Here is a 19,838-nt window from a genome sequence, read left to right on the forward strand (position 1 = left end):
AAAAAGCAGACACACAAGGAGACAAGGTGATGATCAAGGTAAGAGGGCTGCGCTGGTGGATGATCGGTCTGCTGACGCTCGGCACGATCACCAACTACCTCGCGCGGAGTTCGTTGAGCGTGGCCGCCCCGACCGTGCTGCAACACCTGCATATTTCCACGCACGAGTATGGCTGGATTACGGGGGCGTTCCTCGTGATGTACCCCATCGGCGCGCCTCTCACGGGCTACCTGATGGACCGCATCGGCCTGCGGATGGGTTTTCTGCTGTGCGGGGTGGCATGGTCGTTCATCTGCATGGCCCATGGCTTCGTGCAGGGCTGGGTTGGCCTGTTCGTGCTGCGCGGCCTGCTGGGCCTCGTGGAGGCGTCCTTCATTCCCGGCGGCATGCGGGCGGCGGCCTACTGGTTTCCGCCCCACGAGCGCGGAACGGCCGCCGGGGTCTTCAATCTCGGCACCTCGACGGGCGCGATCCTCGCGCCGCCGCTGATCGCCTGGTCGATCCTGCACTACAGCTGGCAGACGGCGTTCATGATCGTGGGCTGCATCGGACTCGTGTGGGCCCTCCTGTGGCTCGCGCTCTACCGCCATCCCAACCGCCACAAGGCACTGTCGCAGGCCGAGGCGGCCTACATCGGCGTCACTCAGGAACCGGGCCGGAGCATGGCCGACGGACCGGCGCCGAAGGTGCTCGAGATACTCCGGCAGCGCAACTTCTGGGGCATCGCGCTGCCGCGTTCCTTCGCCGACCCGGTGTGGAGCACGCTCGTCTACTGGATGCCGCTCTACCTCTACCAGGCGCGCGGCTTCGACCTGAAGGCGATTGCGCTGACGGCATGGCTGCCTTTCGTCGCCGCCGATCTGGGGTGCATGGTCGGCGGTCCGCTTTCGGCATGGTTCAAGCGCCGCTTCGACATTCCCATTGTCAACGGCAAGCGCATGGTCTTCTCGATGGCTGCCGTCCTGATGATCGGCATGACTGGAGTAGGGCTCGTGAGCAATCCGGCGACGGCGGTCGCCCTGCTGTGCCTCGGCGGCTTCGCGCACCAGACGCTGTCGATTACGGTGATCTCGATGTCGGCCGACCTGTTTCCCCGCCGCGAAGTCGGCACCGTCACGGGGCTCGCTTCGTTAGTGGCCGGGATCGGCAATTTCTGCTTCACGATGACCATGGGCTGGTTCGTGAGCCGGATAGGCTACACGCCGTTCTTTGTGGCGCTTGGGCTGGGCGACCTGATTGGCGCGACGCTCTTGTGGACACTCGTCAGGCCGTCGAACACCGCTGCGTCCGGGGCAGCCTGCGAGGAAGCGCGGGCCTGAGGCACGGACCGAAAAGCCGGTGAGCGGCCCGTGATATATAGAGGATAACGAATCAAGGAGGTGCCATGCCGCATATCGTATTCGAGGCAACGAAGGCCATGGCCAATGCAGTCGATTTTCCCGCTTTGCTGCGCACGATCCACGACCGCTTTCACGAGCGGGGCTACGCGCCGGTTGCGGCGATCAGGAGTCGCGTCGTGGTGCTGGACGCGGCCTTGTCCGGGGGGGACGCGGACGAACAGTTCGTGATCGCCACGATGAGGACCACCGTAGCGCGCCGGCCTGAGATGGAGGAGGCGATGGCGCAGGTCATTCATGACGCGCTTCGCGCGGCGATTGCCGAAAGCGGATACGCCGGCCCCTGGCAATGCGGCGTGTTCCGCGAGTATGTGCCGGGAGAGCGGTATATCAAATCGAGCGGAGGCAAGCCACAGGGCTTGACGGTGTAGCAAAGGCGGACGCACGCCATGCCTTGCGGGAATGAGGGGGCTCAGTGGATCGAGGTCACGCGCCGCTTGAATCGCGTATTTGCGTCACCTACGCTTGACTTGCGCGCCGCCGCACCGGCCTTCCTTTCCGTGGGTTGTGCCTCATGCGGCGATCTGTGGCCCTTTCCTGTCGAGAAACGATCATGCCCGAGTTCATTCTGATGACACGCCTTTCGCCGGAGGCGCTCCGGTCTCCCGCGAACGCGGAGGCCCACGAGGAACGTGCGCTCGAGCGGATCGCGCGCGCGTGCCCCGGCGTCGAATGGAAGCACAGCTATGCAATGCTCGGACAATACGATTTCCTCGATATATTTTCGGCTCCCGACCTGCAGACAGCGATGCGCGTGTCAGCCTTGATGCGAACCTTGGGGCGGTCCCACTCCGAGGTCTGGCCGGCGATCCCGCGCAAGGACTTCCACACGATCATTGCGGCGATGAGCTGAGGTGTGCGAGCCGGAGGCGGGGCTCGGCGCGGCGCCGGGCGATTACGTACTTGAAACGTGAGCGCGGGCGGCGCGCCCGCTCGCCCCGCGTGACCGGCTCGAACTGCGTGTGCGGCCAGCTTCGCCCAGGGCGAACGTCGCCTGCAACACGGGATGCACGTCGTCGCGCCAGCGCTCGCCCGTAAACAGGCCGTAATGATCGCAGTCGTCCACGTCGAGGCGCTGCCGTCCTTCCGCCGCGATGCCGCTGCACATCTCCTGAGCCGCATGCGTCTGTCCGGCGCCGGTGACGGCATCGCGCGTGCCTTCCACGGTCAGCAGCACGCTATCGCGCAGCGCAGCCGGCTCGACGAGCGTGCCGCTGCCGCTTGCTCCGCTCAATGCCCCTACGCGCCAAGTGCCGTTCGCGAGCAGGGCGCGCTGGAACACGATATCCACGGTGTCGAGGAAGTACTCGCCGGGCATGTCGAGCAGCGCGGTGTACTCGAGCAATGCGCGGCGCGCAGCGGCGAGCGCGTTGGCGTCGCCGCGCGAGTTCGCTTGCGCGTAGCGCTCGATCAGCGACACGTAGCGATGCGGGTAGACGATCGCGATCTCGGCCTGCTGCAGCCAGGTCGGAAACACCCGCCGGCCATGCCCCGCGAAGCCGGGCGGCACGGTGTCGATCAGATGGCGGCGGCACCAGTCGAGCGAATGCGTTGCGGCGGCGAGACCGAGCGTGCTCGGATTGACGCGTGCATCGAGCGGGCCGCCGATCAGCGTGACGCTCGCGGGCGGCGCGAGCGAGCGCTGCGCGCGCAGCGCGAGCGCCCCGAGCGCGGGAAACGTGGACTGGCAGACGGCCACGATGTGCAGCGGCCGGCCGTCCTGCGCGAGCGAAGCGATGAAGCCGTCGAGCATCGCCACATATTCGTCGAGGCCAAAGCGCCCCGCGTCGAGCGGCACCTCGCGCGCGTTGATCCAGTCCGTGAGATAGACGTCGCCGTCGGCGAGCAGCGCCTCGACCGTCTCGCGCATCATCACGGCCGCATGGCCGGCAAGCGGCGTGCACAGCAACACAGCGCGCGTGGCGTTGGGGCGGGAAAAGCGGCGCAGGTCGCAGAACGGCGTATGCGCGAAAACGCGTTCCTCGACTTTGCAGCGGCGCCCATCGAGCGCGATGGCCTCAAGTGCGAACGGCGGCGGCTCGGACGCGAGGCCGAGCAGCGGTTCGTACAGGTCGGCGTAGCAGGACGCCGCGGCGCAGGCCAGCGTTGACGCGGGCCATGCCGCGCAAGCATGGCCCGTGTACTGCGCCGCCGCGCGCCACGCGCGCAGCCATTGACGCTGTTGTTCGACCAGGGCGTACCACATCGTGGACCTCGAGGGACAGGTGCGGCGTTGGCTGCCCGCGCCACCGGTGAAAAGCGCGTGCGCGCAAGCATGGTGCGCGCACGCCCGGGGCACGGCCTCGCGAGCGGGCGCGTTTCACACGTCCGCCTTTTCGAAGCAGCCCCGGCGCCTGATTCACGCCGTCGCACAGCGTGCCGCGTTCGGCCACGCTGTGCGCGTCGCAATGAGTTCAGACTAGCACGCCGTAATTCCTGGTCATACCGCAGGCGGCTCCGGTCGGCACGATTGCGAACATCGGCGTGCATGGCGCGAGCGCGCCGATCTTCCTCGACAAGCTCTGGGATCGCAACGTGGCGATCACGACACATGTGATGCGAACCCGCTCAAACCGCTTCGATCGCGAGGGCAGTGGCTTCGCCACCGCCGATACAGAGGCTCGCCATGCCGCGTTTGAGCCCGCGCGCATGCAATGCGTGTATCAGCGTCACGATGATGCGTGCGCCCGAAGCGCCGATCGGATGCCCGAGCGCGCATGCGCCGCCATTCACGTTGACTTTCTCGTGCGGCAGGTCGAGCTCGCGCATGGCCGCCATCGCGACCACCGCGAACGCTTCGTTGATCTCGAAGAGGTCGACGTCGCGCAGGGTCCAGCCGGTCTTCTCCGCGAGCTTGCGCATCGCGCCGATCGGGGCGGTGGGAAAGAGGCTCGGCTTGTCGGCATGGGTCGCGTGCCCGACGATCACGGCCATCGGCTTCAGGCCGCGCCGCTCGGCCTCCGAGCGGCGCATCAGCACGAGCGCCGCCGCGCCGTCCGAAATCGACGACGAATTCGCCGCCGTGACCGTGCCGCCCTCGCGGAACGCCGGCTTGAGCGTCGCGATCTTGTCGAGCCTGGCCTTGCCGGGCTGTTCGTCGATGGCGGCCAGCGTTTCGGTTTTGCCCGCGCGCACGGTGACAGGCGCGATCTCGTCCTTGAAGCCACCGCTCGCAATCGCGTGTTGCGCGCGCGTGAGCGAAGCGATCGCGAATGCGTCCTGGGACTCGCGCGTGAACTGGAATGCCTGCGCGCAATCCTCGGCGAAGGTGCCCATCAGCCGGCCTTTGTCATAGGCATCCTCGAGCCCGTCGAGGAACATGTGGTCGAGCACCTGGCCGTGACCCATGCGCATGCCGCCGCGCGCCTTGGGCAGCAGATACGGGGCCTGCGTCATGCTCTCCATGCCGCCCGCGACCATCACGTTGCCCGCGCCCGCGAGCAGCAGATCGTGCGCCAGCATCGCGGCCTTCATGCCCGAGCCGCACATCTTGTTGATCGTCGTGGCGCCCGCCGGGAACGGCAGCCCCGCCTTCAGCGCCGCTTGCCGCGCCGGCGCCTGACCCTGGCCCGCCGGCAGCACGCAGCCGAAGAGGACCTCGTCGATCTGCTCCGCCGCCACGCCGGCGCGCTCGAGCGCGGCGCGAATCGACACGGCGCCCAGTTCGCTCGCGCTCACTGCGGCCAGGTCGCCCTGAAAGCCGCCCATCGGCGTGCGCGCCGCCCCAACGATGACTATCGGATCGTATGTCGTCATGGTTCCTGTTCCTCCTGTTTGCCCAGTTTCCGCGGTTTTTCCCTGCGTCGGCGCGCTCAACGCGGCGCCATGCGCAGCGCGCCATCGAGGCGAATCACTTCGCCGTTCAACATCGTGTTCTCGGCGATATGACGCACCAGCGCCGCGAATTCCTCGGGCCGCCCGAGACGCGACGGAAACGGCACGCTCTTGCCGAGCGAATCCTGCACGTCCTGCGGCATCGCCGACATCATCGGCGTGGCGAAGATCCCCGGCGCGATGGTCACGACGCGGATGCCGAAGCGCGCAAGCTCGCGCGCCACCGGCAACGTGAGCCCGACTACGCCGCTCTTCGAAGCCGCGTACGCGGCCTGGCCGATCTGCCCATCGAACGCGGCGACAGACGCGGTGTTGATGATCACGCCGCGCTCGCCCTCGGCATCGGCGTCCTGCTTCTGCATGGCTTCGGCTGCGAGCCGGATCATGTTGAAGGTGCCGATCAGGTTGATCGAGACCGCGCGCGCGAAGCTCGCGAGGCGATGCGGTCCTTCGCGGCCGATCACTTTCTCGCCGGGCGCGACGCCCGCGCAGTTGACGAGGCCGTCGATGCGCCCGAACGCGTCGAGCGCGGCGGCGATGGCGGCTTGCCCGTCGGTTTCGCTGGTGACGTCGGCGGCCTGGAAGCGGGCCGAGGGGCCCAGCTCGCGCGCGAGCGCGGCGCCCGCTTCGGCGTTGACGTCGAGCAGCACGGCCTTGCCTTGCTGCGCCACGACCATGCGCGCCACGGCGGCGCCGAGGCCCGAACCGGCGCCGGTGATGACAAAGACTCGATTGGTGATATTCATTCGCTGTACCCGTTCAAGTATTCGATGTATTCGTTCTATTCGACGCCTTTTCGGCTTCCATCTTGCGCAGCATGAAGCGCTGGATCTTGCCGCTCGGCGTTTTTGGCAATGCCTCGACGAACTCGATCGCGCGCGGATAGGCGTGCGCGGAGAGCCGCCGCTTGACGTGCTGGCACAGTTCCTCGGCCAGCGCGGGGCTGGCTTCGCGAGCTGGCGAGAGCACCACGAAAGCCTTGACGATCTCGGTGCGCTCGGGATCGGGCACGCCCACGACCGCCGCCTCGCACACGGCCGGATGCTCGATCAGCGCGCTTTCCACGTCGAATGGGCCGATGCGGTAACCCGATGACGTGATGACGTCGTCCGCGCGGCCGATGAAGCTGATGCTGCCGTCGGGCTCCAGTTCGACGTTGTCGCCCGTGCGGTAGTAGCCGCCCGCGATGGCTGGCGTGTCCTGACGCCAGTAGCCCGTGAACCAGAGCAGCGGCGAGCGGGCGATGTCGATCGCGAGCTGGCCGGGCTGGTTCGGGGTGAGTTCGTGGTCCGCGTCGTCGAGCACGGCGACGCGGTAGCCGGGCAGGGCAAAGCCCGCGGAACCGGGCTGGACCGGATGCGCGAGGCCGTGATGGTTGTTCACCACCATGCCGAGCTCGGTCTGGCCGTACTGGTCGCGGATCGGCGCGGCGAGTGCCGCGTCGAACCAGCGCACGACCTCGGGATTCAGCGGCTCGCCCGCGCTGCTGACGACGCGCAGCTTGCCCTTGATGCGCGCGGCGGCGTCGCTGCCGGCCGCCATCAGCAGCCGGTACGCGGTGGGCGAGCCGGCGAGGCTGGTGATGCCGAAGCGCTCGATCAGGTCGTAGGTGCTTTCGACGCTGAAGCTGCCTTCGTAGAGCGTGGTGGCGTGGCCGAGCAGCAGCGGCCCGGTGATCGCGTAGTAGAGCCCATAGGCCCAGCCCGGATCGGCGATGTTCCAGAAGCGGTCTTCGGGGCGCAGATCGACGGCGTCGCGCATGTAGGCGCCGAACGCCAGCAAGGCCCGCAGCGGCACCGGCACGCCCTTGGGCAGTCCCGTCGTGCCCGACGTGGACATCATCATGAACAGGTCCGTGCCCTGGCGCATGACCGGCTCGAACGCCTCGGACTGCGCGTCGAGCGCGGCGCGCCAGTCGATGTCGCCTTCGGCCAGCGGCTGGCCGGGCTCGCGCACCGTGGCCACTGGCGGGCAGCCGGCGACCTCGGCGAGCTTGCCGCGGTTGGCGCTGTTGGTGACGACGAGCTTCGCCTCGCTCATGCGCAGCCGATGCTCGATCGCCTTGGGTCCGAACGCGGTGAACAGCGGTTGATAGACCGCTCCCGCGCGCCAAGTGCCGAGTATCGTCGCGACGAGCTCGGGCGTGCGCGGCAGCAGGCCGGCCACCACGTCGCCGGGTTTCACGCCTTGCGCGACCAGCAGGTGGGCGACGCGCGCCGAAAGCGCGCGCATCTGCGCGAAGCTGTAGCGGTGATGCTGGCCGTTGACGTCGAACCAGTCGAGCGCCGTTGCATCGTCGGCTGCATGGCGGTCGCAGCATTCGACGCACGCGTTCAGCCCGCGCTCGAGATCGCCTTGCAAATGGGCGGCTTCCGTTTCGATGCGGAACCTGGCTACGGCCTCTTCGTAAGCCGGTATCGACCGGGGGTTGGCTCCGGCTGGCATGGCTGTCTCCTCGTTGGCATGTCCGCCTGCATGCGAATGGGCGCGGCGGATTTGTCCTCGATGGTAGGCAGCTCAAACATTGCAATCAATGACAAAGGAACTCTAGAATTTTGATTGGTTTTGCCATACGAGGAGGCGCTCACGTGGAGCGGCAGACAATTTCGCCGGGTTTTGTGGAGGACGCGCTGGCCTGCCTGCGCCGGCAAGGGTTCGCGCCGGAGCCGGTATTGCAGGCGGCGGGGCTGCCTGCCGAGGTGCGCGAGGGCGTGACCGCGCAGGAATACGGCCGGCTCTGGCTCGCGATCGCCAAAGCGACCGACGACGAATTCTTCGGCTTGTCCGCGCACCCGATGCGGCAGGGTAGTTTCGCGCTGCTGTGTCACGCGGTGCTGCACGCGGGCACGCTCGCCAGGGCGTTGCGCCGTGCGCTGCGATTCCTGCGCGTGGTGCTGGACGAGCCAAATGGCGAACTGATCGTCGCGGACGGCCAGGCGCAGATCGTGCTGACTGGCGCGTCGGCTTTTTACCCGGCCTTCGCATACCGGACGTACTCGCTGATCGTGCTGGGCCTGGCCTGCTGGTTGACGGGCCGGCGCATCGCGCTGCAACGCGTCGATTTCGCTTGCCCGTGCCCCGAGCAGCGCGCCGATTACCAGCAGTTCTTTGGCGTGCCGGTTCATTTCGACCAGCCGCAGTGCCGCATCGCCTTCGATGCCGCCTGGCTCGATCTGCCCACGATCCGCTCCGAACAGGCGCTGAAGGTCTTCCTGCGCGGGGCCCCCGGCAATTTGCTCGTGCGCTATCGTCACGACGCCGGATGGGTGGCGAAAATCCGCAGCCAGTTGAAGACGGTGCCCGCCGCAAGCTGGCCGGACTTCGACACACTGGCCCGGCAGTTGTGCACGACACCGGCAACGTTGCGCCGCCGCCTGCGCAGCGAAGGACAGAGCTTTGCCGCCATCAAGGACGAGATGCGAAGCGCGCGTGCCCAGTCATTGCTGCGCGAGGGCAGCCTCAGCGTGGCCGAGATTGCCATCGAGCTGGGCTTCACGGAGCCGAGCGCGTTTCATCGCGCCTTTCGTAAATGGACGGGTGCGAGCCCGGGCGCGTTTCGCCGCGATCTGCGCGAAGCAGGGCCTGCGCGCGGCGCCCGTCTCCCGCAATAGTTGCTTACTTGAGTCCCTTCTGTTTCCGATAGACGTCGGTAGGCAAGCCACCCCATCCCCAGTTTTCCGTCGGCACTTCTTCGATGACCACGAAGGTGGCCTCCAACGGTTTGTTCAGTACGTCGAGCAATAGTTGGCTCACACCCTTGATGAGCTGGGCCTTTTCTTCCGATGTGACGGAATCCGCTCCGGGCCGTGTACCTTCGCGTGTGACCTGAATTGTGACGATCGGCATGTTGCTTATCCTCGATTATGGTGACGGGAAAGAGCGCCGGTGACCGGCGCTCCACACTGCTTCAATGGCCGGCGATGTGGCTTGATTAATGTACGCACCCGTGGCCCCGCTTTGCATACAAGACGCGGACAAACAGTTGTGACTCACGGGAATAAGTTGGGCGCAGTGGCGCGCGGCCATGGCACGCGCGATTCGTCTATAAATGCAGGCAAATCTGTTCGGAGAACGTACGTATCACTTCTTCGTTGCGAGAAAGAAACATCCATTGGCCGACTCGCGTCGAAACGAGAAGTCCCGCCTCCACCAGTACGGCAATGTGTGCCGATACGGTCGACTGCGAGAGGCCGCTGCGTGCCTGTATTGCCTGCGCGGGCACGCCGCGCCCAAGATCGACATAGCCCTCAGGAAAGGCCACCATTGGAGCCTTCAACCACGCCAGGATGTCGCGCCGAAGCGGATTCGCGAGTGCCTTGTGAATCAGATTCGCGTTGATCATGGCGTTCCTCGCGCGCTTTGCCCATTGCGCGAATCCGGCTGCATCAGCAACGTTTTCGCGATCATTCCCACAAGACTTTCTCCAAGGTCTTCCCGCACGAGCGACAGGGCCAGAGGGATGCCGGCACTTGCTCCGCCCGACGAGTAGAGGTTGCCGTCCTTCAGGCAGCCAGGCATGGACACGACGTGCACGAGCGGATGTTCGGCCGCGAGGCGATGCGCGTCGCGCCAATGGGTGCTCAGCCAGCGACGGTCGGCAAGGCCGGCACGCGCGAGCAGAAAGGCACCGTTGGAGATGCAGGCGAGCCTTCGCGCGCTGGGTCCGGTGTCGCTCAGCCAGCCTGCGAGTTCACCATGGTCGCCGGGCGAAGCCACGACCGGAGACCCGGGCACCACGACAATGTCGAACGGCGCGCTCGTTTCGGACAAGCATGCTGTCGTGGCCACCGCGGTGCCGTTGGAAGCCAGCACGGGCCCAGGTGATGTCCCCACGAGATGCGGTTCATAAAACGCGCCGCCGTACAGACGATTGGCTTCATGAAACACATCCATCGGACCGCTCACCTCGAGCAGTTGGAACCCTGCATAGAGCATCATCGCGACACGCATGCGCCGTCACTCCGTGAACGCCTGGTCTACCAGCGCGGTTTGCCTCGCCCTATGCGCCGAATGGTAGCCCGGCGCTGTGGACGCAGAGGCGTCCGGCCCGGCGTAGCGCAGCTTCGCGCTGGACGGCAGACTGTCGCGTAGCAGCGGTTCGACGAAGCTCCATGCCCCCTGGTTGCGCGACTCCTCCTGACACCAGACGACGGTCTTCAGGTTGGGATAGCGCGCGAGTGCGGCGGCAAGCGGTCTTGCGGGAAACGGATAGAGTTGCTCGAGACGGATGATGGGCGTGTCGGCCGCGCTCATGCGACGGCGCTCCAGCAAGTCGAAGTACACCTTGCCCGTGGTCACGATGACGCGCTCGACGCTGGCCGCGCGCGACGCTTCGAACTGCGTGTCGGGCAGAACTTCGTGGAATTCGCCCTCGCTCAATTCGTCGAACGTGCTCACCGCTTCCGGGTGCCGCAACAGCGACTTTGGCGTCATGACGACAAGCGGGCGGCGCTCGGCCGCGAGCGCCTGCATCCGTAGCAAATGGAATAGCTGGGCGGGCGTAGTCGGCTGGGTGACCCGCATGTTCTCCTGCGCGCTCAGTTGCAGATAGCGTTCGAGCCTGGCCGAGGCGTGCTCGGGTCCCGCGCCTTCCTGCCCGTGCGGGAGGAACAGCGTCAGGCCGCTGCGTTGCCCCCACTTTGCGGCGCCCGCCGCAATGAACTGATCGATCACCACCTGCGCGCCGTTTGCAAAGTCGCCGAACTGCGCTTCCCAGATCACCAGGGCATGGCGATCCACCGTCGTATAGCCGTACTCGAAAGCGAGCACCGCCGCTTCGGAGAGGATGCTATTCGTCACGCTGAACCGGCCTTGCGGTTGGCCCGTCGCTTTGCCCGTCGCATCGCTCAAATGATCGAGCGGAACAAAGACGCCATCCGGGCGGCGCTCCCGTGTCTGATCGTGCAAAACGGCGTGGCGATGATTGAATGTCCCCCGCGCGCTATCCTGCCCGCTCAATCGAACGCTGACCCCTGCCTGGAGCAACGAGGCGAACGCCAGATGTTCGCCCATGCCCCAATCGAGCGGCCGTTTTCCAGCGGCCATTTCCTGGCGGCCGTTGATCATTTTCTTGACGAGCGGATGAAGCGCAAAACCCTCCGGAACGTTCGAGATCTGATGCGCGAGGCCGCGCAGCGTTTCGGCCAAAGGCGCGCGGTAGGGCGCCGGGCTTGCGGTCTCGGCCGGCAGGGCATGCTCGTCTGTCTCCGCGGGTGCAGAGGAGGGATCCGAGCCGGCGCTTTGCTGCGCGTGCTCGAGGAGGTCGCGGTGCGCGCTGACGTAGCGCTGCGCATCTTCCGGTGTCAACACGCCTTGTTGAATCAGCTTCTGCGAGTAGATCGTCCGCACGCCGGGATGGCTCGCGATCGAGCGGTACATCAGCGGCTGCGTGATGCCCGGCGTGTCCTGTTCCTGGTGCCCATATTTGCGGAAGCAGACGAGGTCGACGACCACGCTCCGTTTGAACGCGGTGCGGTAATCGAGGGCGAGGCGCACGGCCATCGCGACGGCTTCGGGGTCGTCGCCATTGACGTGCAGGATGGGCGCCTCGATCATCTTGGCGACATCCGTGGCATAGAACGATGAACGCGTGTCGCGTGGATCGGAAGTCGTGAACCCGATCTGATTGTTGACGACGATGTGAACCGTGCCGCCCGTGCCGTGCCCGCGCGTGTAGGTGAGGCTCAAGGTTTCCATCACGACACCTTGTCCGCTCATCGCCGCGTCGCCGTGAATCTCGACCGGCAGAACCTCGACGCCGTCTGCGCTACCCAGCAGTTCGCCTTTGGCGCGCGCCATGCCTTGCACAACCGGGTTCACGATTTCCAGATGGGATGGATTGAACGCGAGCATCACTTCGACCGGCCCATCGGCGGTCTCGACCGAGCTCGTAAAGCCCTTGTGGTATTTGACGTCGCCTTCCGGCAGTCTTTCGGCATCCTTGCCGTCGAATTCATCGAACAGTGCGCGCAGTGGCTTGCCCACGATGTTCACGAGGACGTTCAGGCGCCCGCGGTGTGCCATGCCCATCACCACTGTGCGCACCTTCTTCGAAGCGCCGTAGCGGACGATTTCGTCGAGCAGCACGATCAACGATTCCGCGCCTTCGAGCGAGAAGCGCTTCTGCCCGACATAGCGTGCGTGAAGGTATTTCTCGAGGCCTTCCGCAGCGCTCAAGCGCTCCAGGATCCTGCGCTTTTCCGCGTCCTGAAGCGATGGCTTTGCGCGTGTGGATTCGAGCCGCATTTGCCACCAGCGCCGCTGCTCCGCATCGGTAAGGTGCATGAATTCGGCGCCGAGCGTGCCTGTGTAGGTTTGCTCGAGCGCCGTGACGAGCGCTTGCAGTGTCGCGTCGTCGTCGAAAAGGAATGTGTCGGCAGTGCTGAATTTCGTCGCCATGTCCGCGCCCGACAAACCATGGTAGGCGGGCGCCAATTCGGCGAAGGCACGCGGCGGAGTCCAGCTCAGCGGATCGAGATCGGCCGCGCGCGTGCCGATCGTCCGGAACGCGGCAATGAGCGATTGCACCGCTACCTGCTTTCTCGCCAGTGCAAGGCCGTGGTCGTCGCCCGCATGGCCGCCATTGCCCGCGACGACTGCGCGCGGCGGTCGTTTCGCAAGCTCGACAAAGCTGGAAATGACGGGTGTGTGCGGCTCGTCGTCACGATTGCTGCCATCGATGGCAGGCGTTTCGCGCAGGGCATCGAACCACGCCCGCCACTCACTGGTGACCGCGTCCGGGTCAGCCAGGTAGAGTTCATATTGCTCTTCAATGTAGGGGGCGTTGCCCCCGAACAGGAAAGAGGTCTGACGTTCCTTCAACATGATGAATTTGCCTCTGGTCGGTGCGCGGCCCGGCATCGGCCGCAACACGTGGAATGACGGCGATAACGCCTGCCTGTCCGCCCACGGTGCACTCTGCACCCGGCGCGCGTCACGGTCGCCGTCCTGAGCGGGAAATCTTCCGATGCGTCCGGGTTCTATCCCCAGCCGCAAGCGTGAACACAGTCTAGTGAAGGGGCTGCGCGGGAGAAATGCGCGCGTGGTGCCGCAATCTGCCAATTAGTGGACGTTTTGGGCCACGCGCGCCGTTGTGCCCATGACACGCGCCATGCAGGGTTTGCCCTGCGATTTGTTACACGGAGGCACAATACTTTTTACGGGGACAGACGGCATTGGCTATCGATGCTGCGGTAAGCTGCGCCACGGTCTTCGCTGGAGCACGGCGCGTCGAGTGGTCTGGTGTCGATCAGGCGTCCGCCGGCAGTGCGAGGAAACATGGCTACCCCTGGTGAAGGTCACGGCATGAAAGTCGCCATTGTTGTTTTCGATGGTGTGCAGGCGCTCGATGTTGCAGGCCCACTCGACGTGTTTGCCGAGGCGAATACGTTCCTCCCCGAGCATCAGCGCTACGAGGTGACGCTCGTGGGTCGCGAGGCGGGCACCGTAAGCTGCTCGAACGGCATGCAGTTGGCGGTTTCGCTTGGCTATGCCGATCGCGATGTGCAATGGGACCTGCTCCTGGTAGCTGGCGGGCCGCAGTTGCCCGATGCCCGTCCGTCGCATGAGTTCGTGGCGTGGCTGCAAGATCAGGCACGCCGCGCCAGCCGCTTTGGCTCCGTTTGCAACGGTGCATTCGTGCTCGCGCATGCGGGGCTTCTCGATGGCAAGGAAGTGACGACGCACTGGTCCGATGCCAGTCGCCTGTCCAATGAATTCCCGCACGCCAATGTGCAGCCAGACCGGATCTTCGTTCGCGACGGGCGGCTATTTACGTCGGCGGGCGTGACCGCCGGTATCGATCTGTGTTTGTCGCTGGTTGCGGAAGACTGGGGACATGAACTGGCGGTTCGGGTTGCGAAGCGTCTGGTGGTCTATATCCAGCGCGAAGGCGGGCAATCTCAGTACAGCCCTTATATCGGCGCGGGCAAGGACGAGGACCCGATACTCAGCAAGGTGTATCGATACGTGAGCGAGCACATTACCGAGACGCTCTCGATAGAGGCGCTTGCGAGCGCGGCTGCTGTGAGCCGGCGCACCTTGTCCCGCGTATTCGCGAAGCATGCGAAGTTGACGCCCTCCGTATTCGTCGAGCAGGTTCGCGTCGACACGGCTAGGAAACTGCTGGAGGACACGGACGCGCCGCTCAAGACGGTCGCATTCAATTGTGGCTTTCACAGCGCGACGCATATGCGCACGACGTTTTCGCGGCGCCTGAACGTGACGCCACAACAATATCGTCTGCGATTCCGGGGGGAGGCCAGTGCGTAGCAACGAAGCCATGACGGCGTTGCCGGGCGCGCCGTCCGCGTCGCTCGGCAATCCTGTTCAATGCCTCCCCGACATCATCGCGCCAGGGTTATCGGTACTCTTTTGCGGAATCAATCCCGGCATGCGTGCGGCGTCCACGGGGCATCATTTCGCTGGCAGAGGCAATCGGTTCTGGCGAGTTCTCCATCGCGCTGGTTTTACGCAGGAGGAGTTTCGCCCTGAGAACGGCCATCAACTACTGCAACATGGCTATGGTCTGACCGCGGCTGTTTCACGCCCGACGGCACGCGCGGACGAGTTGTCGAGCGCCGAAATTCAAGCCGCTGCGGCGCAGTTCGAGCTGAAAATTCAACACTACGCGCCGCGGTTTGTCGCCTTTCTCGGCAAGATGGCGCTATCCGAAATGTCGGGCAACCGCGAGATTCAATGGGGTTTGCAAGTCCACCCTTTCGGGGGCGCGCGCGCATGGGTCTTGCCGAATCCGAGCGGCCTGAACCGTTCTTTCAGCGTCGACGCATTGGTGAGCGCCTACCGCGAACTTCGTATCGCTGCTGAGTCTTCGAGTGTCCCGGCAGCTTGACTGCCTGATTCGAGTCTCCCTCAAACACCGGGTAAAAGTAGAAGTAAAAGCCGTTCGGCGCCCGGCGATATTTTATCGTTAGCAAAGCTGCGTTAACCGTGTCCATAGCGATTGGCACCCCGCCTGAATCCATACGGCGCGATCCCAGGCATCGCGTGTAGCCCCTTGATTGGTCTGAAGGAAAGCGGCAGGACGCAGCGTACCTGCACGGCGAAATCATGACCGGACGGACTGGCAAGATTCGCGCACTGGATGGCCCAAAAGCAGACCAGCGGAGACTTCAAGCAAGCTGGCTCATCTCTGATAATAAAGCACGTACCAAGTACCAACGATTAGCGGCGAACAAACGGCATGTTCATCGTCTCGATGAGGACGCAGGCGGTTGAATCGCACCTTCGTGGAATATCATCATCAATAAGCATGGCTAACTAAATGTGCGTTTGCTTTTTACGCGCTGCTCCAATACCTCACTGAACAACGGCAACCGATCCCCATGACGACTGCGAACCCTTTGACGACTGAAACGGAAGCGACAACGATCGTGCAGTTGCCGCATCAAAGCTCCGTTGGCGAGGCAGCCGCGCCGGCTCGGGCTGCGAGCGCACCCGCGGACTTTACCGTTCGCATTGCGGTGGGCCTGGCCGGCATGTTGTTCGCTTCATTGCTGGCCATCCTCAACGAGCAGGTCACGGCCGCAGCGATGGCCGATATTCAGGGCGCGTTCCTGATCGGACATGACGACGGGACCTGGCTGACTGCGCTCTTCGAGGCCGCCAACGTCGCGACGATGGTGTTTGCGCCGTGGTTCGGCATCACGTTTACGCTGAAACGGTTCACGATCGGCGCCGTGCTCGCCACGATGCTGTTCGGCTTGCTTTGCCCGTTTGCGCCGAATCTGCTGGCGCTCTACAGCTTGCGCGTGCTCCAGGGCGTCGCGGGTGGCTGTCTGCCCCCGATGCTGATCATCGTGGCGCTGCGCTATCTGCCGCCCAGGTTCAAGCTGTATGGGCTTGCCGGCTATGCGCTCACGGCGACCTTCGGGCCGGCGCTCGGCACGCCGCTGGCCGCGTTGTGGACGGAGTTTGTCAGCTGGCGCATGGCGTTCTGGCAAATCATTCCGCTTGGCGTGCTGTGCTGTATTGCGATTCAGCAGGGGCTTCCCGCCGATCCGCTCAAGCTCGAACGGCTTCGCGCGTTCAACTGGATCGGGTTCGTTACGGGCTTCCCCGCGTTCGCCATGCTGGTGACCGGGCTTTTGCAAGGCGACCGGCTCGACTGGTTCGATTCGGCGCTCATCCGTGTCATGTTCGGCGGCGGTGCGCTGCTGCTCGTGGTGTTCCTCGCGAGCGAGTGGTTTCAGCCGGTGCCGTTTTTCAAGCTTCAGCTGCTGGCACGCAGAAATTTCGCGCATGGACTCTCGACGTTGCTCGGCACCGTGATACTGCTGGTGGGCGTAGCGGCAATACCCGGGCAGTTTCTCGCCAGGGTTCACGGCTACAGGCCGCTGCAGACAGCGCCGCTCTCGTTGTTGCTTGCGGTTCCGTTGCTGATTACGCTCCCTTTGACGGCAGCGTTCCTGAATACGCGGCGTGCCGATCACCGCTGGGTGATCGCGACAGGGCTGTCCCTGATGTTCGCGACGTGCGTCATGGGAAGCTTCATGACGTCCGTGTGGATTCGCGACAACTTCTACGTGCTGCAGTCGCTGCAGATCGTTGCGCAGCCTCTGGTGATCATGTCGATCCTCATGGGTGTCACGACCGGTTTGCCGCCTACGGAAGGCCCGTTCGCATCGGCGATGTTCAATACGCTCAAGACCTTCTCCGCAACGCTTGCGACGGGTCTCATCGAGGGTGTGGGCACCGCGCGCGAGCATTTCCATTCGAGCATGCTCGTGGACCAATTGGGAAACCGCGCGCCGATGACGAGCCCGGGCCTCGACACGTCCGACGGTCTGGCTCAACTCGCGCATCGCATTCACGAGCAGGCCGTCGTACTGACTTCCGCCGATCTCTATCGCGTGCTGGCATGCGTTGCCATCGCTCTGCTTCTCCTGGTCCCTGTGCTGCCGGTGCGTATCTATCCGCCGTGGAGCACGACGCCGCCCTCTTCGAAGTGAGGAATGTTTTCATGTTATCGACCCAACCTGCCCCCATCGCCACACCGTCCACGCTGAAATGGCTTCGTATTGCAGCCGTCATTGTCGTCTTCGGCCTGGTCGCCTGGGCCTGCACGAGACTTTTTTCGAGCGCCAATACGGAATCGACCAACGACGCTTATGTCACTGCGGACTTCACGCTCGTCGCACCGCGAGTCGCGGGGCAGATCACGGAGGTATTGGCGAACGACAACGAGGACGTGAAGGCGGGCCAGCTGCTGGTCCGTATCGACGACCGTGACTTTCGCGCCGCATTGATGAGCGCCGAGGCGGAGGTGGCGGCGGCAAAGGCATCGGTGGCGAACTTCGATGCACAGATCGCACGCCAGCCTTCGCTGGTCGAGCAGGCGCGCGCCACCCTGCAGGCCGACGACGCGTCGATTGGCTTTGCGCGGGCCAATGCCTCGCGTTACCAGAATCTTTCGGCGGCGGGGGCGGGGACGGCACAGGAGCAACAACAGGCATCCAGCGCGCTCGCCGAGCAACTCGCGCAGGCGTCGCACGACCAGGCGGCGTTGATGGCCACCGAGCAGAATCTGGACGTCTTGCGCACCGAGCGCGACAAGGCCGCTGGTGCGCTCCAGCACGCCGAAGCGGCGCTCGCGCAGGCGCAGCTCAACCTCTCCTATACGGAGATCCGCGCGCCGGTCGACGGCAAGGTGGGACGCCGGTCTGCACGGGTGGGCGCATTCGTGACGCCCGGCGCTCCCGTGCTGGCGATCGTCCCGCTCGCGGATGCGTATATCGTCGCCAACTTCCAGGAGAGCCAGATCACGAATATGCGCCCGGGTGAAAGCGTGCGCGTGACGGTCGACAGCCTTCCCGGCGTCGTGATTCGAGGCCGCATCGAGAGCCTCGCGCCGGCGACCGGCGTGAGTTTCGCGCCGATCGCGCCGGACAACGCCACGGGCAACTTTACGAAGGTCGTGCAGCGCGTGCCGGTCAAGATCACGATCGATCACGGACAACCGGCCGCATCGGCATTGAGTGTTGGGCTCTCGGTCGAAGCGCAAGTGAGCGTTGGCCGGAGTGGAGAAGCGAAGGCCGTGGGAGCGGAAAGAACATGAATACGAGCAAGAACACGATCTGCGCGATCATCCTCACGGTGCTTGCATGCCTTGCGATAACGGGCTGCACGGTGGGGCCGGATTTCGAACGCCCGCAGACGCCCACGCCGGAGGTCTTCAACCGGACGCAGACGGCGCAGGCGCCGAGCAAAGCCGTGGAAGGCCCGTTCGCTGCTGACTGGTGGACGCTCTTCAACGACCCGATATTGGACGGGCTGGAAAACCGGCTGGCCGGTGCGAACCTGGACGTGGCGGCGGCCTCTGCGCGCTTGCGGCAGAGCCGGGCCGAGCGCCGCGTGGCGGGCGCCGCGCAACTTCCGACACTCGACGGCGCCGCGTCGTATGACCGCGAACGCGGTAGTGAAAACGGCATCCTCTCGCTGCTCGGCGTCACGCCGACACAAAGCCAGTCGCAGTCGGCTTCCGGTGGCGCGCCGCTTGGCGTGGCGCCGCTGCCGGGCTCGGCGGGTTCGCCCGCGTACAACCTGTATCAGGCCGGCTTCGATGCGTCATGGGAGATCGATATCTGGGGGCGCGTGCGACGCAGCGTCGAGGCGGCGACGGCGCTTTCCGATGCCTCGTACGAGGACAGGAATGCGGTATTGCTCAGTGCGCGCGCGGAGCTGGCGCGGGACTATGTCGAACTGCGCGACACGCAGGAACTCCTGCAGATCGCGCGACAAAACCTCGAGATTGCCAACGATGCCCTGAAGCTCACGCAGGTTCGCGCCCATGAAGGCGTCACGACGGATCTCGACGTCGCGAATGCGTCGGCGCAGGTGGAGAACATCGACAGCCTGATTCCCACGCTCGAGTCGCACTGCGAGACGACGATCAACGCAATCGGTCTGCTGCTCGGCGAGGAACCCGGCGCGCTGCGGCAGACGCTTGGCGAAGCGCGGGAAGTGCCGGTGCTGCCCGCGCAGGTCCCGGTCGGCTTTCCGTCCGAGCTCGTGCAGCGCCGCCCGGATATCCGCAAGGCGGAAGCGCAATTGCACGCGGCGACGGCGTCGATCGGCGTGGCGAAGGCCGATTTTTATCCGCGCATCATGCTCAATGGCAGCGCGGGCTTTCAGAGTCTTCAACTCTCGAGCCTGGCCAGTTGGGCGTCGGGGCAGTTTGTTGTCGGGCCTTCCATTACGTTTCCCATATTCGAAGGCGGACGCCTGAAGGGGACGCTGCAACTGCGTGAGGCGCAACAACAGGAAGCCGCGATTGCCTACAAGCAGACGGTGCTGCGCGCGTGGCAGGAAGTGGACGACGCCCTGGTCACCTACGACGCCGAACAGCGTCGCCGCGACCGGCTGGCGCAAGCCGTGAGCATGAACGAGCGTGCGCTCTCGGTCGCGCGGGAGCGCTACAAGGCCGGGGCGCTCGACTATCTCGACGTGCTCAACGTGCAGAAGCAGTTGCTCGAAGCCCAGAGCAATCTCGAGCAGAGCAAGGCTACGGCGGCTGCGAATCTCATCACGCTCTGCAAGGCGTTGGGAGGGGGATGGGAGTCGACATACGGCGGGTAATGCGCGGGTCCC

At 64.9% G+C, this 19,838-nt stretch carries 17 protein-coding genes; 9 read left to right on the plus strand and 8 right to left on the minus strand.

Annotated features, from left to right (window positions below):
- Positions 1-29: 29 nt before the first annotated feature.
- From BO1_RS49625 to BO1_RS04555, 3 genes are all read left to right on the plus strand, one after another.
- Positions 30-1,319 carry an MFS transporter gene (locus BO1_RS49625; RefSeq protein ID WP_043283758.1) on the plus strand — a complete coding sequence of 430 codons (1,290 nt, stop codon included), beginning with the start codon at positions 30-32 and terminating at the stop codon, positions 1,317-1,319.
- 65 nt (positions 1,320-1,384) lie between these two features.
- Positions 1,385-1,768 carry a hypothetical protein gene (locus BO1_RS04550; RefSeq protein WP_028216547.1) on the plus strand — a complete coding sequence of 128 codons (384 nt, stop codon included), beginning with the start codon at positions 1,385-1,387 and terminating at the stop codon, positions 1,766-1,768.
- A 182-nt stretch (positions 1,769-1,950) separates the two neighbouring features.
- Positions 1,951-2,250 carry a GYD domain-containing protein gene (locus tag BO1_RS04555; RefSeq protein WP_028216548.1) on the plus strand — a complete coding sequence of 100 codons (300 nt, stop codon included), beginning with the start codon at positions 1,951-1,953 and terminating at the stop codon, positions 2,248-2,250.
- A 42-nt stretch (positions 2,251-2,292) separates the two neighbouring features.
- Here BO1_RS04555 and phaZ read toward each other — a convergent pair whose 3' ends face one another.
- From phaZ to BO1_RS04575, 4 genes are all read right to left on the minus strand, one after another.
- Positions 2,293-3,603: a polyhydroxyalkanoate depolymerase gene (gene phaZ / locus BO1_RS49630; RefSeq protein ID WP_043283760.1), complete on the minus strand. Its 1,311-nt coding sequence runs from the start codon at positions 3,601-3,603 to the stop codon at positions 2,293-2,295.
- A gap of 362 nt (positions 3,604-3,965) precedes the next feature.
- The gene (locus tag BO1_RS04565) at positions 3,966-5,153 is read right to left on the minus strand and encodes an acetyl-CoA C-acyltransferase (RefSeq protein ID WP_028216549.1); all 1,188 of its coding nucleotides are present in this window, start codon (positions 5,151-5,153) and stop codon (positions 3,966-3,968) included.
- A 56-nt stretch (positions 5,154-5,209) separates the two neighbouring features.
- Positions 5,210-5,977 (minus strand): 3-hydroxyacyl-CoA dehydrogenase, encoded by a 768-nt coding sequence (locus tag BO1_RS04570; protein WP_028216550.1) that lies wholly within the window; start codon positions 5,975-5,977, stop codon positions 5,210-5,212.
- A gap of 13 nt (positions 5,978-5,990) precedes the next feature.
- Positions 5,991-7,676: an acyl-CoA synthetase gene (locus BO1_RS04575; protein ID WP_028216551.1), complete on the minus strand. Its 1,686-nt coding sequence runs from the start codon at positions 7,674-7,676 to the stop codon at positions 5,991-5,993.
- Between the two features lie 143 nt (positions 7,677-7,819).
- Between BO1_RS04575 and BO1_RS49640 the strand changes: the two genes are divergently transcribed.
- Entirely contained in the window at positions 7,820-8,842 is a 1,023-nt protein-coding gene (locus BO1_RS49640) for an AraC family transcriptional regulator (RefSeq protein WP_043283763.1), read from the plus strand.
- Positions 8,843-8,846: 4 nt separating this feature from the next.
- On the opposite strand, the gene BO1_RS04585 is transcribed toward BO1_RS49640, so the two are convergent.
- From BO1_RS04585 to BO1_RS04600, 4 genes are all read right to left on the minus strand, one after another.
- Positions 8,847-9,077: a tautomerase family protein gene (locus BO1_RS04585; RefSeq protein ID WP_028216552.1), complete on the minus strand. Its 231-nt coding sequence runs from the start codon at positions 9,075-9,077 to the stop codon at positions 8,847-8,849.
- Positions 9,078-9,273: 196 nt separating this feature from the next.
- Positions 9,274-9,573, minus strand: a complete 300-nt coding sequence (locus tag BO1_RS04590; RefSeq protein ID WP_028216553.1) for an ArsR/SmtB family transcription factor — start codon at positions 9,571-9,573, stop codon at positions 9,274-9,276.
- Positions 9,570-10,181 carry a GlxA family transcriptional regulator gene (locus tag BO1_RS49645; RefSeq protein WP_043283765.1) on the minus strand — a complete coding sequence of 204 codons (612 nt, stop codon included), beginning with the start codon at positions 10,179-10,181 and terminating at the stop codon, positions 9,570-9,572. Before BO1_RS49645 ends, BO1_RS04590 begins: the two co-directional genes overlap by 4 nt.
- A gap of 6 nt (positions 10,182-10,187) precedes the next feature.
- Positions 10,188-13,091: a 2-oxoglutarate dehydrogenase E1 component gene (locus BO1_RS04600; protein ID WP_043283767.1), complete on the minus strand. Its 2,904-nt coding sequence runs from the start codon at positions 13,089-13,091 to the stop codon at positions 10,188-10,190.
- A gap of 444 nt (positions 13,092-13,535) precedes the next feature.
- On the opposite strand from BO1_RS04600, the gene BO1_RS04605 reads away from it, so the two are divergent.
- The 5 genes from BO1_RS04605 (at position 13,536) to BO1_RS04625 (ending at position 19,826) form a co-directional block, all read left to right on the plus strand.
- Entirely contained in the window at positions 13,536-14,501 is a 966-nt protein-coding gene (locus tag BO1_RS04605) for a GlxA family transcriptional regulator (RefSeq protein WP_028216555.1), read from the plus strand.
- 10 nt (positions 14,502-14,511) lie between these two features.
- Entirely contained in the window at positions 14,512-15,081 is a 570-nt protein-coding gene (gene mug / locus BO1_RS04610) for a G/U mismatch-specific DNA glycosylase (protein WP_043283769.1), read from the plus strand.
- Between the two features lie 493 nt (positions 15,082-15,574).
- Positions 15,575-17,200 carry an MFS transporter gene (locus tag BO1_RS04615; RefSeq protein WP_028216557.1) on the plus strand — a complete coding sequence of 542 codons (1,626 nt, stop codon included), beginning with the start codon at positions 15,575-15,577 and terminating at the stop codon, positions 17,198-17,200.
- Between the two features lie 11 nt (positions 17,201-17,211).
- The gene (locus BO1_RS04620; protein WP_043283771.1) at positions 17,212-18,306 is read left to right on the plus strand and encodes an HlyD family secretion protein; all 1,095 of its coding nucleotides are present in this window, start codon (positions 17,212-17,214) and stop codon (positions 18,304-18,306) included.
- On the plus strand, positions 18,303-19,826 hold the full coding sequence (locus BO1_RS04625; protein WP_028216559.1) for an efflux transporter outer membrane subunit: 1,524 nt from the start codon (positions 18,303-18,305) through the stop codon (positions 19,824-19,826). Before BO1_RS04620 ends, BO1_RS04625 begins: the two co-directional genes overlap by 4 nt.
- The last annotated feature ends 12 nt before the right edge of the window (positions 19,827-19,838 follow it).

The sequence above is a fragment of the Paraburkholderia oxyphila NBRC 105797 genome (assembly GCF_000685075.1).
In the GTDB taxonomy this organism is placed as follows: Bacteria; Pseudomonadota; Gammaproteobacteria; order Burkholderiales; family Burkholderiaceae; genus Paraburkholderia; species Paraburkholderia oxyphila.